8 protein-coding genes are annotated in these 12,227 nt (G+C 68.3%); 1 reads left to right on the plus strand and 7 read right to left on the minus strand.

What is annotated here, in order from left to right; translation table 11 throughout:
• Positions 1-15: 15 nt before the first annotated feature.
• Complete coding sequence (locus FEZ61_RS02385) at positions 16-2,448, minus strand: glucan 1,4-alpha-glucosidase (RefSeq protein ID WP_173147029.1); 2,433 nt, start codon at positions 2,446-2,448, stop codon at positions 16-18.
• A gap of 101 nt (positions 2,449-2,549) precedes the next feature.
• Positions 2,550-4,778 (minus strand): FUSC family protein, encoded by a 2,229-nt coding sequence (locus FEZ61_RS02390; protein WP_173147030.1) that lies wholly within the window; start codon positions 4,776-4,778, stop codon positions 2,550-2,552.
• Between the two features lie 164 nt (positions 4,779-4,942).
• Here FEZ61_RS02390 and FEZ61_RS02395 point away from each other — a divergent pair, with 164 nt between their 5' ends.
• The gene (locus tag FEZ61_RS02395) at positions 4,943-5,872 is read left to right on the plus strand and encodes a LysR family transcriptional regulator (RefSeq protein ID WP_173147288.1); all 930 of its coding nucleotides are present in this window, start codon (positions 4,943-4,945) and stop codon (positions 5,870-5,872) included.
• 4 nt (positions 5,873-5,876) lie between these two features.
• Here the strand turns inward: FEZ61_RS02395 and FEZ61_RS02400 are convergent, their stop codons facing one another.
• From FEZ61_RS02400 to FEZ61_RS02420, 5 genes are all read right to left on the minus strand, one after another.
• The gene (locus FEZ61_RS02400) at positions 5,877-6,413 is read right to left on the minus strand and encodes a cytochrome b/b6 domain-containing protein (protein WP_173147032.1); all 537 of its coding nucleotides are present in this window, start codon (positions 6,411-6,413) and stop codon (positions 5,877-5,879) included.
• A gap of 86 nt (positions 6,414-6,499) precedes the next feature.
• Positions 6,500-7,768: an arsenic transporter gene (locus tag FEZ61_RS02405; RefSeq protein ID WP_173147033.1), complete on the minus strand. Its 1,269-nt coding sequence runs from the start codon at positions 7,766-7,768 to the stop codon at positions 6,500-6,502.
• 41 nt (positions 7,769-7,809) lie between these two features.
• Complete coding sequence (locus FEZ61_RS02410; protein WP_173147035.1) at positions 7,810-9,126, minus strand: MFS transporter; 1,317 nt, start codon at positions 9,124-9,126, stop codon at positions 7,810-7,812.
• A gap of 253 nt (positions 9,127-9,379) precedes the next feature.
• Positions 9,380-10,333, minus strand: a complete 954-nt coding sequence (locus FEZ61_RS02415) for a bestrophin family ion channel (protein ID WP_017642677.1) — start codon at positions 10,331-10,333, stop codon at positions 9,380-9,382.
• A gap of 252 nt (positions 10,334-10,585) precedes the next feature.
• The gene (locus FEZ61_RS02420) at positions 10,586-12,208 is read right to left on the minus strand and encodes a methyl-accepting chemotaxis protein (protein WP_064307570.1); all 1,623 of its coding nucleotides are present in this window, start codon (positions 12,206-12,208) and stop codon (positions 10,586-10,588) included.
• Positions 12,209-12,227: the final 19 nt, after the last annotated feature.

The raw sequence follows: 12,227 nt of genomic DNA on the forward strand, positions 1-12,227 counted from the left end.
GACAACTGGCTTGCTTCAGGGCGCCAGTGCCCGCGCCACTACCGGGTAGTGATCCCACACCTGGCCGTCCGCCAGGGAGCGCAGCAGCTTCACGTATTCGGCGTGGGACCAGGCCAGCGGCGTCGCCGAATCGGTGCCCTGCCCCATCTGGTAGCCATGGCGCCGGTTGTCGCCCACACCATCCCAGACCTGCTCGGGCAGCATCAGGCCGGCGTTGGCGAACAGCTCCAGGCCGCGGACGTAGGTGTCACGCAGCTTGCCCAGCGCCGCCGGGTCCGGCTTGCCCTGCAGGGCCAGGCGCGCCAGCTCGTAATGGCCGCGCTCGCCGGTGAAGATCGGCCAGACCCGGCCACGCAGCCCCGAGTTGGGCACCGGCTGCTCGGTGGCGGGGAAATTGATGCCGGAGCTTTCGCTCTCGCCATAGCCATCGTTGCCGTAGCGCCGCCAGCCGGGGAAGGTGCCGCTGACGCCGGGATACTGGAAGCTGTACTTGACCCGCAGATTCTCCGGCAGGCCTTCGTCATCCAGCACCGCCAGGCTCTTCTGTACCAGGGGATCGCTGGCCGGTCGCACGCCGTAGCGCACCAGCTCGAGGAAGCCGGCGTCCAGCACCTGGTCCTCCGGCAGGCCCGGACGGCTGTTGTTGTCCACCAGCTTGCCCTTGTCGTTGGGATCGTCGTTCTGGGTGATGCGCAGGTAGTAGTGGCCGGCGCCCAGGCTGCCCTGGGTGGTGGCCATGGTCTTTTCCACCTGGCCCGAATAGCGCCGGGCGGTATCGCGGTAACGGCTGGCATTGGCCTCGTCGCCGGCATGGCGCGCCAGCTCGCTGGCGGTGGCGAGACCGGCGATCACCGCCGCGGTGGTGGACGGCGAATAGCCCCACTGCTCTTCCCAGCGCTCCTGCTGGGTCTGCGGCGGCTTGACCTGCCAGGTGTTCCAGCCCAGGTTGACCTGGCTGTCGCGGGCGAGGAAGTCCGCCGCGGGCCTGAGCATCTCGCGGTACCAGCGATCGATCTCGGCGTCGCCCAGCAGGCCGCCCTGCCAGAGGCGATAGCCGAGCATGATGGGCATGGCGGTCTGGTCGAGTTGCACGCCGACCCACTCGATGGTGCCGTCGACGTGGGTCTTCTGCAGGAACCAGCCGGTAGCGCCGGGCGCGCGGACTTCGTCGCCCTGCTTCTGCTGGTGGATGAAGGCCGAGCTGTCGGCCGGCTTGTGCGCGGTATTGGCGTCCACCTGCACCTGCTTGAGGTAGCTGAAGGCGACCTTGGGCGTCTGCCGGTCACCCAGCGCCAGCAGCGCCATGGCGCACTGGTAGAAGTCCCGTGGCCACACCGCCTTGTAGCCGGTGGTGCCCTTGCCCGCCGGCACCGTTTCGCCCCAGGGGTTGGACAGCGAGGCGATCAGGGCGCCGGCGTGGGTCTTGTCTTCCTGGGCCTTGAGCACCAGGGCGCTGGCGTTGACCAGCTTGCCGCCGTCGCCAGCCTGGGCCTGCAGACGCGGCAGCTGGTCGAGGCTGGCGAGGTAGTCCTGCCAGCCGATGGCGTCGCCTTCGCCGTTGTAGTGGGCCAGCACCTTTTGATAACCGCGGGCCAGGGTGGCATCCGCCGCCGCCTCGGCCTGGCGCGGATTGGCGCCGAAGCCCACCACCACGTCCAGGGTGGTCTCGGCGCCCTTGAGCGGCAGCTTGGCCAGCATGGCGACGTTGCCGGCCTGGTCGCCGGTGCTGCTGTAGGTCTGGGTCAGCTTGCCGTTGCGGCGCAGGTCGTCGAGGCCATCGGAGCTGCCGACGAAACCTACGGTAGGCGTCTGCAGCGGCTGGCTGGCCTTCACCACCAGCGCGTGCTCGCCTTCGCTGGCGTAGAGCACCCCACCCTTCACCGCGGCGCGGTCATGGCTGCCACTGTTGGCCAACGCCGGATCGACATAGAGATAGGGCTGGATGCGTGGGTCCTGGCTGCGAAAGATGACGCGCATGACCAGGGTGTCCTGGTCCGGGTCGGTGAAGACGTGCTTCTCGATCTCGTAGCGGCCCTGGCGGTCGCGGTTGACGATCTTGTAGGCCAGCGAGGTGGGCCGGCCGGCGGCATCGGTGGCCAGGTATTCGATACGGCTGTCGGTGTCGTCGCGCTCCAGGTGGGTGAAGTCGGGCCCGCGGATCACCAGCTGCATCTCGCGCAGCTGCGCCTCGTGGATGAGACCCTGCATGGTCTCGGTGACCACGCCCTGGGCCAGGGAGAACCACACCCGCGAGACGCGGCCGGTGCTGGCCTGGTCGCTGTAGGCGCCGTCGCGATAGGCCTCGTAGCTGGTGCCGATGCCGGTCTTGCCGGAATAGGACCAGAAGGGTGCGGCGCCGGGGGCACCTGGGGCTTCCAGGGCGGACGCCAGGGGCGTCAGGAGAAAACTGGCGGAACAGAGCAGCGGACGGACGAAGCGGACGGGCATGGGCAGGCGGGCCTTGTTCTGGTTGTGCCGAAAGTCGCATGGCAGAGGGCCTGACGGCCCTCCCCGTTCGTAAGCCTAGCCAATATTTCCAGAAGCGCTGCTCAGCCTTCGTCCCGCGCCGGTGGCCGGGCCAGCGGCAGGTACCCGGCCAGGGGCGAATCCGGCGCCAGCAGCGAGGTGCGGATGAAATGCAGGTAGCTGGCGATGCGGCGCAGCGGTGAGCGATCGAAGTCGCCCGGATTGGGCTCCAGGTGGCGCCGGGCCTGGTGCGCGAGCAGGATGGCGTGGTCCACGGCCGTGAGCGCGCGGGCCAGGTTGGCGGCGTTGGGCTGGCGGACCAATCGCACCAGCGCCCGCCCCAGGGCGCGAATGGCCAGGCGCCAGGCGCGCTCTTCGCGATACCAGGGCAAGGGTGGCAGCGCGGCCTGCTCCAGGCGCAGCTCGATGATGGCGTGGCCCAGCTCCAGACTGAGGAAGGTCCAGCGCAGCAGCTGCCTTTGCACCACCGGCTGGCCCACGGTGAGCACCTGTACCTGGTTGAGTAGATCGCGCAGGCCGGAATCGAAGCGGCCACTCAGACCGGCCAGGGGTGCCCCGATGGCGTGGACCAGTCGCTCGCGCAGGGCCGCCTCCAGCCGGCGCCAGACCCAGGGCTGGCTGGGCGGCAGCAGGACGCTGACGGCCATCACCGCCACGCCGCAGGCCACCAGGTAGGCCAGGTAGGTGTTGCAGAAGAGGTCGGCGTCGTAGCGCGGCAGATTGCCCGGCAGGGCCGCCGAACAGAACCAGACCATCAGCCCGGTGCCATAGCCCGCCAGCCGCGGTCGAGTGATCAGCCAGGCGCCAGCGGCGAACACTGGTGTCAGGGTCAGCAGCAGCAGGGCGAAGCCGTCGATCCAGGGCAGGACCTGGAATTGCAGCAGCCCACCGGCCAGGGCCCCGACCAGGGTACCGCCGGCCAGTTGCAGGCAATAGCGGCGCGGATCGGCCGAGGTGGAGGCCAGCGCCGAGATCAGCGCCGCGGCCAGGGTGCAGGCCGCGCCGCTCGGCCAGGCGGTCTCGATCCAGAACAGCCCCACGCCCAGCACCACCAGGGCGCTGCGCAGCCCAGCCATCCAGGCTACCGCACGGCTGGCCAGGGGCGTGAAGGTCTCGCGGGGAGTGGTCGGCAGGTGCGCAGCGCCCTCCAGCGCCAGCCGGGCGCCAAGCAGCAGGTGCAGATCCTCGGCGAAGCGATAGAGCAATTCGGCGGCAGTGTCGTAGTCGAGCCGGTCGGCTTCGGCAGGCGTCGCCTGGACCAATTGCTGGCGGCCATTGCGGATCGCGGCCATCAGCGTCTCGCGCTCCGCAGCCAGGCGCTCACTGAGGCGGCGCAGGTCACGCTCTTCCGGCAGGCGACCCAGGGCCGGCGCTAGGGCGGCAGCGATCGACTCTAGCGCGGGCGCCAGCGCCTGGCGCACGGCCCGGGGCCGATCACTCAGGCGGTCGAGCAGTTGGTAGAGCGCATGGAAGCGGGTGTTGAGCAGCATGAGGCGATTGCCCAAGGCGGCCAGGCGTCCGCTGCGTCGGCGCAGATAGGGCTCCTCGAAAACACTGGCGCTGCGCAGGCTTTCGAAGCCCACGGAATCGGCAGCGAAACGCGCACTGAGCCCGGCGAAGCGTTCGGCATCGAGGCTACCCAGCAGACCGTCATGGGCCATGGCCAGGAAATCGCGCAGGCGCTGGGCCAGGGTCCGGCGCAGGACGCCACGGGTGGTCTGCGGCAGGATCGCGACACTTACCACCCCGGCGCAGCAGATGCCTAGGGCAATTTCCAACAGACGCCACACCGCCTGCAGAAAGGCGCCCTGGGGCTGGGCCACCGCCGGCAGCCCTACCAGGCAGGCGGTGTAGCCGGCCAGCAGGAAGCCATAGCTGCGAAAGTCGCGATAACGCGCCGCCCCCCGGGTGCAGTAGCCGATCCACAGCACCAGGGCGCCGAGCAAGAGCACCCGCTCCTGGGCGAACAGGGCGATGGCGGCGACGGTGAAGGTGAGCCCGGCGAGACTGCCCAGGATCCGGTAGAAACTCTTGGCCAGCACCTGGCCACTCTGCGGCTGCAAGACGATGAACACGGTAACCAGCACGGTGCTCGGTTGCGGCAGTTCCAGGCGATAGGCCAGCCACAGGGCCAGGGTGGCAGCCAACAGCGCCTTGGCGATGAAGGCCCAGGCCTGGCCATCGGTGCGGGCCCATTCGCGACCGGCGCGGCGCCAGGCGTTCAGGCTGGGCCAGCGTCTACATGGGGAAGCAGTGGGGTGCCGCGCGAAGAGCGGCGAAGCGAAGGGCATGGTGGGCAACGACGGGAGCGACCGGAAGGAGGGAGGCGCAGCGCCTCGGTGGCCATTCTAGGAAGCCCGCCCCACGGCGATTAAGTCGGGTGTGACGGCAAAGAGCGTTAACCAACGGGCGGGTAATGGCCCACAATGCCCCTTTCAACCGCCCTGCCCCGTCCATGGATCATCTCTTCAATCTGCGCGCCTTCGCCTGCGTGGCCCAGACCGGCAGCTTCACCGCCGCCGCCCGCCAGTTGGAATTGACCACCGCCTATGTCTCCCGGGCGGTCAGTCAGCTGGAGCAGCATCTGCAGACCCGACTGCTGCACCGCACCACCCGCCAGTTGCGCCTGACCGAAGCCGGCGAACGCTACCTGGTGCGCTGCCAGCGCATCCTCGCCGACCTCGATGAAGCCGATGCCGAGGCCCGCCACGCCCTGGCCGTGCCGCGCGGCCGGCTGCGCATCCACACCATGACCGGCCTCGGCCAGCACTACCTGATCCAGAGCCTGGCAGGCTATGCCGAGCGCTATCCCGAGGTGGATCTGGACCTGCAGCTGACCAACACCTTCACCGACATCCTCAAGGAAGGCTACGACCTATCGCTGATCCTGGCTGCTGGCCTGCCGGATTCAGCCTTCCATTCGGCGCATCTGGGCAGTACCTATAGCGTGCTGTGCGCGGCGCCTGCCTATCTGAACCGCCAGGGGCGCCCGGCCACGCCCGCGGATCTCACCGGGTATCGCTGCCTGCGCCTGGTCAATCGGGCCATGGCGCCGGATCGCTGGCTGCTGGAGGGGCCTGAAGGGATAGCCGAGGTGGCGGTGGATCGGCCGCCCTTCCAGGTCAACACCGCCGATGCCCTGGCCGAAGCCGTGGCCAGCGGCCTGGGTATCGGCGCCCTGCCGCTGTACGCCGCGGTCGCCGGCCTGGCCAGTGGCCGCCTGCAACGCGTACTGCCCGGGCACCGGCTCTATGGCCTGGACATCCATGCGCTCTATCCGTCGCGGCGCTTCCTCGACGCCAAGATCCGCACCCTGGTCGACCACCTGCGCGAGACCCTGCCCGCCCTGCTGGAGCGCGATCGGTTGCTGGTGGAAGGGACCTGACACTTTAAGGCCGCTGCTCGGGCAGCATCCGCTCCAGGGTGCCGTCCCGACGGATCGCCACATGCCAGACCACCGCCGCCACGTGCAGGATCACCAGCCCATAGACGGCGAACTGGCCGGCCACATGGATGCGATTGGCGAGGATGCCGAGGGCTTCATGCCGGGGAAAACCCGGCAGGGAAAACAGTCCGAACACCGGCACCGGCTGGCCCTGGCCAGCCATCAGGTAGCCGGTCACCGGCATCAGCAGCAGCAGCACGGCATAGAGCAGGCTATGGTTAAGCGCGGCGAGCAGCCGCAGCAGACGACCGTCACGGGGATGGGCCGGCGGCGCCGGATGCCGCCAGCGCCAGGTCAGGCGGATCAGGATCAGCAGGAACACCGAGATCCCGGTGGATTCGTGCAGCAGATACCAGAGGGTGCGCACCGGCCCGGGCGGAAAATTTTCCGCCACCCAGACGAAGGGCAGCAGCAGGCACAGCAGGGCGACGGTCAGCCAGTGCAGGGCCTGGGCGAAGCCGGTGTAGCGCGCGATGGCCATGGGCGGCTCTCTCCAGCAGAGGTGTTCCGATAGTGCCCTAGGCGCAGCGACAACGCCGCTGCGCCTGGAGGCCGTCCGTCAGAGTTTCAGAGATGGATCAAGGCAGCCAAGGCCAGCACCAGCGCCGGGATCATCACCACGGCGCCCAGCCTGAGGAATTGCCAGAAGCTCACCGACAGCCCCTCGCGGCGCAGCGCGGCCAGCCACAGCAGGGTCGCCAGGGAGCCGGTGATGGACAGGTTGGGGCCGAGGTCGATGCCGATCAGCACGGCGCCGGCGATCTTTTCCGAGACCTGGGCGGTCTGCACCGCCGCCCCGGCCAGCAGGCCGGCCGGCAGGTTGTTGACCAGGTTGCTGCCAAAGGCCACCAGCAGCCCGGCGCCCCAGGCGGCGCGCTCCGGCGTCGCCTGGGCGGCTGCTTGTAGCTGATTGGCCAGCGCCTGCAATACCCCGGTGGTCTCCAGGGCTTCCACCAGCACGAACAACCCGGCCACCAGTGGCAGGACGCCCCAGGAGATGTGCTTGAGCAACTCCAGACCGCCGCCGCGCTTGCAGGCCACCACCACCAGGAAGGTGGCGAAGCCGGCCAGGAAGGTCGGCAGACCCAGCTCCAGATCCAGCGCCGAGGCGCCGAGCAGGACCAGGATGGTCAGGATCAGGCCGCAGCCGGCGATGCGCCCGGTGGTGGGCAAGGCCTCCACCGCGCACCCTGCGGACAGCCGCTCGGCGCGCAGGACCTTGGCCTGGGTCGCCCAGAGAGTAAGGAACGTCGCCACGATGGCCAGGATCGATGGCAGGGTGAACAGAGCCAGCCAGCGGCCCAGCTCCGGCATGTGCTCGGCGAACACCACCAGGTTGGCCGGGTTGGAGATCGGCAGCACGAAGCTCGCCGCGTTGGCGATGAAGGCGCAGGAGAACAGATAGGGCAGCGGATTCTTCACCTTCGCCGCGCGGGTGGCGTAGTAGACCGCCGGCGTCAGCACCACGGCGCAGGCGTCGTTGGACAAAAACACCGTGACCAGGATGCCGACGCCATAGACCAGGGCGAACAGCCGTAGCGCCGAACCCTTGGCCGCGCGCACCGCATGGCCGGCGACCCAGTCGAACAGCCCTTCCTTCCGGGCGATCTCGGCCAGCAGCATCATGCCAATCAGGAACAGATAGACGTCGGTGCCCTTGGCGATACCGTGCCAGACGCCATCCAGTGGCAACAGACCGAAGACGGCCAGTAACGCCGCGCCGGCGACGGCGAACAGCGCCTCCGGCAAGCCGAAGGGCCGGGAGACCACCCCAAGGGTGGCTAACCCGGCAATGATCCAGGTCAGCAGGTGAGGAGAGAGCGCGAGTGACCCCATGAACGCCTAGTACCTTCTGTCGAGCGGGAAAGCGGCAGACATTAGCCTAATCCGGCCGATTGCGGAGGCTCCATGGCGCCTGATCGAGCATCGGTAACCACCTGGCGATCGCGGGTTTCCGGCATCAGCAGCAGATAGAGCACGAAGCCCACCGCGGCGATGGCGGCCAGGGTGGTGAAGGCCGCCGCATAACCGAAGCGGACGATGATGATCCCGGCGATGGTGGCACTGATCGCGGCGCCCAGGCCCTGGGCGGTGGCGATGGCCCCCTGGCTGACGTTGAAGCGGCCGCTGCCGCGGGTGAGGTCGGCGACGATGACCGGCATCAGGGCGCCATAGATACCGGCACCGATGCCGTCGAGCAGCTGCACCGCCACCAGGTAGTAGGGGCTGTCGGAGAAGGTATAGAGCACCCCACGGATGGCCAGCACGGCAAAGGCGAAGAGAAAGATCGGCTTGCGCCCGAAGACGTCGGCCTTGCGCCCCACCAGGATGGCCACCGGCACCATCACGCACTGGGCGGCGACGATGCAGACGGCCACCAGCGAGGTGGCGCTGTCCTTGCCGACGATATGGGTCAGCTGCTGGCCGACCGAGGTCAGCATGGCGGCATTGGCCAGGTGGAAGATGGCCGCCAGCAACGCCAGCAGTTGCAGCTTGCGATTGGCCAGCAGCGCCTGCCAGGCCGACACCGGCTTGCTGTCGCGAGCGCCGTTTTCCTCGCCCAGCCCTTGGGCCAGGTCATCGTCGATCTCGTCCTGGGGGACACGGACGATGGCGACGATGGAGGCCGCCGCCAGCAGCGCCATCAGCCAGAACACCACGGTGGGGCCGAAGAAATAGGCCAGCCCACCTGCCAGAGCCGCCGAGACGGCATTGCCAGCGTGGTTGAAACCCTCGTTGCGACCGATGTGCCGGGTGAAGGCCTTGGGTCCGACGATCCCCAGGGTGATGGCCGCCAGCGCCGGGGCGAAGAGGGCCGCGGCGGCATGGGCCAAGGACTGGGTGGCCGCCACCACATAGAAGTTGGAAACGAAGGGCAGCATCACGCTGCAGACGGTCACCACCAGAGCGGCGACGCCGACCATGAGGCGCTTGTGGCGGGTCCGGTCGATCAGGGCGCCGGCCGGGGTCTGGGCGATCAGCCCGGCGATGCCGGCCAGGGTCATGATGAAACCGGCGGTGGCCTCGTTCCAGCCCTCCCCCGGGCCGCGCACGGCGATCAGATAGATGGCGAGATAGGGGCCCAGGCCGTCGCGGACGTCAGCCAGGGTGAAGTTCAGGGCATCCAGGGCATGGCGCGCGCGGCGCGAGGGTTCGGCGCTGGCGGCGGTGGCCGGGGCACGGGTTTCGGACATGAGCGGGCATCCGTAGCGAGATTAAGAGTCGCAGGACAAAACGCCCCACGGCACCTCTCGCCCTAGCCCGCCAGAGGCCGTCGGTATGACTCGACGGATCCCAGCCAACCACCGCTGCCAGGGGAGATTGCAAAATGTGACCGGAGCGAAGCGGCGCTAGTGCCGTACCGATAGCAAAGAAATCCCTCTGGCCCGCCACTTTCCGTACGTCTTCACACTTCGCAGAGGGTCGCCATCTCAGGATGCCGGCGTATCAGGCCACCTGCCGGGTCAGAGCGGCGTCGGTCTCGGGTTGGGCCAGGAGCACCGCACTGCCCTCTTCGCTGCGCGGCCGCAGCATCGACAGCAGGTTGGCCTCGATGGTGGCGCACAGCTTGTCCATGGTGATCTGGTGCTGGCTGTCGGCGAAGGGGGCCTGCAGATCGCTGCCGATGCGCTCCAGCGCCAGCAGCATGAAGCCGACCACGGTGGACACCAGCGGGGTGAACCAGCCCAGGGTCGAGACCAGGCCCAGCGGCATGGCGATGCAGAACAGAAAGCTGAACAGCTGCGGAAAGCAGACGTAGGGATAGGGCAAGGGGGTATTGGCGATGCGCTCCATGCCGCCCTGCCAGTTGGACATGTCCACCAGGGTTTCTTCCAGCCGCGCCAGGCGGATGCTGTCCAGGCGGCCCTGGCGGTATTCGCTGGCGATCAGCTCGGCGGTGCCGGCGAGGATGTCGTTGGCGAAGTTGAGGCTGCCTTCGGCCAGTGCCAGTTCATGACGGGCGAGATAAGGCGCGGCGGCCTGGGCCGGGTCCTGGCGCTTGAGCTGGGCGCGCAGGGCGTGCAGATAGCCCATGTGCCGACGCAGCAGCACCGCCTTGACCCGGTTCTGCGCCTTGCCGTTATCGTCGATCAGGGTCAGCACCTGGCGGCCGAAGCTACGCGAGCTGTTGACCATGGCGCCCCACAGGGTACGGGCCTCCCACCAGCGGGCGTAGGCGCTGCTGTTGCGAAAGCTGATCAGCACCACCAGCGCCGAGCACAGCAGGGTCAGGGGCGTGAGCGGCAGGTCGAAGCGGTCGTCGACGAACAGCATGGCGTCCACCGTGACCGCCACGTCCCACAGCAGCAGACCGAACAGCGACCAGCCGACATAGCTGAAGGTGGTACGCAGGAACTGGATCTTCTTCTGGATGGAACGGAGTTGGATCGGACTGGACATCTGGCACTCCCGGCGGCGGCGCGGTTTCTCGATTCGCGGTTGCCCATGCCTTCCTGTCGTCTCGCCACGAGCCGCTCGACCCGTCGCCGCGCCTCCTCCTGAGAATGCAACCTGTTCGCGAGACTAGTCGGCGGTGCTTAAGTCAAACTTAATCCGGAGCGACGGACGGATCATGGCAAAGTGCCTTGCCAGAGCACTCCGTTGCCTTCTGAACACCTCTAGCCAGCGTCTCGACGGCGGCGTGACCGTCGATCAGTCCCGCAGCCGACCGGCCAGCTGGGACAGATCCTGGGAAACGCCCTGCAGACGTTCGCTGGCGCTCTGGGTACGCCCCAGGTCATCTTCATTGTGGCGAGCCACGGTGACGATCTCCGCCAGGTTGCGGGCGATGTCCTCGGCCACCGAGGTCTGCTCCTCGGCCGCCGTGGCGATCTGCCGGTTCATGTCGCGGATGGCCTCCACAGCCAGGGTGATGCTGCGCAGCCGCTCGCCCGAAGCGACCACCTGATCGCGTCCGGTACTGCTTTCGGCGGCGCCCGCACGCACCGCTTCGGCGGCTTCGTGGGCCGCGCCCTGCAGCGTCGCGATCAACTGATGGATCTCGCTGATGGAACTGGCCGTGCGCACCGCCAGGCTGCGCACCTCATCGGCTACCACGGCGAAGCCGCGTCCGGCGTCCCCTGCCCTAGCGGCTTCGATGGCGGCATTGAGCGCTAGCAGATTGGTCTGGTCGGCGATGCCGCGGATCACTTCCAGCACACTCCCGATACGCTCGCTGTCGTGCTCCAGGCGGGCGATGACGGCGGCGGTGCGGGTGATTTCAGCGTGCATCCGTTCGATGGTGGCGATGGTCTGGGTCATGCTCGTCTCGCCTTCCCGAGCCGCGCGATCCGCGTCGTTGGCCGCCGTGGCGGCACTGCCGGAATGGCGGGCCACCTCCTCCGCGGTGGCGCTCATCTCGTGCATGGCGGTGGCCACCTGATCGGTACGCGAGAACTGATCGCGGATGCCCTCGCCGCTGCGCTGGGCGATGGCGCCCAGTTCCTGGGTGGTGGCATCGAGCGCCCCGGTACCCTGGCGCAACTGGCCGGCTAGATCGACGAAAAAGTCGCGCAGACGATTGGCGGCGCGTGCCAGCCGACCCACCTCGTCGCGCCGCGACTCGGCCAGGGGCTGCCCCAGGCGCCCCTCGCTGAGCTGGACCAGCTGCTCGGTGACCCGCGCCAGCGGTCCGACGATGCGGCGGTTGACCAGCCAGGCACTGAGCAGGGCGATCAGGGCGGCGAAGGCGAGCATGGCGCCCACTGCCAGCAGCACGGTGCGCCGTGCCTCGGCGCTCAGGGCCCCGGCTTGGTCGTTGGCCCGCTTATGTAGGTCGGTGACCAGACTGGACAGCTGCTCGCTGGTCGCCCGGTCGATGCCCTTGACCGCGACATCGCCTTGGGCGGCGACATAGTCCGCCGCTACATAGGCCGCCAGCCCGTGGCGATAGGCTTCGCCCATATCTCTGTGACTCCGGGCCAGTTGCTGCAGGCGCTGACGCAGCTCGGGTTCGTCGGCCCGGCGTTGCAACTGTTCCAGCGCCGCCTGGACCCGAGCTTCTTCTTCCTGGAACTGCTTCCAGTAGCGCTCACGCTGGTCGGCAGCACCGCCGCGCAGCAATACGTTCTTCCACTCCTGCACCTGCGACTTGAACGCCAGATTGGTGGCGTCCACCAGGCGCGCCTCCTCCAGCGGACCCGTGAGGAGGCGTTGATAGCCATCCAATTGCCGGGACAGCAAGCCGAAACCGGCCAGGGCCAGCCCCAGCAACAGGACGAGACCACCGCCAATGAGCAGCAGCAATTGAGCACGCAGAGAACGAGAGGGATTCATGGAAAGGGACCGAGAGGAT

This window comes from Pseudomonas sp. MS15a(2019) (genome assembly GCF_013277805.1).
GTDB classification, from domain to species: domain Bacteria; phylum Pseudomonadota; class Gammaproteobacteria; order Pseudomonadales; family Pseudomonadaceae; genus Chryseomonas; species Chryseomonas benzopyrenica.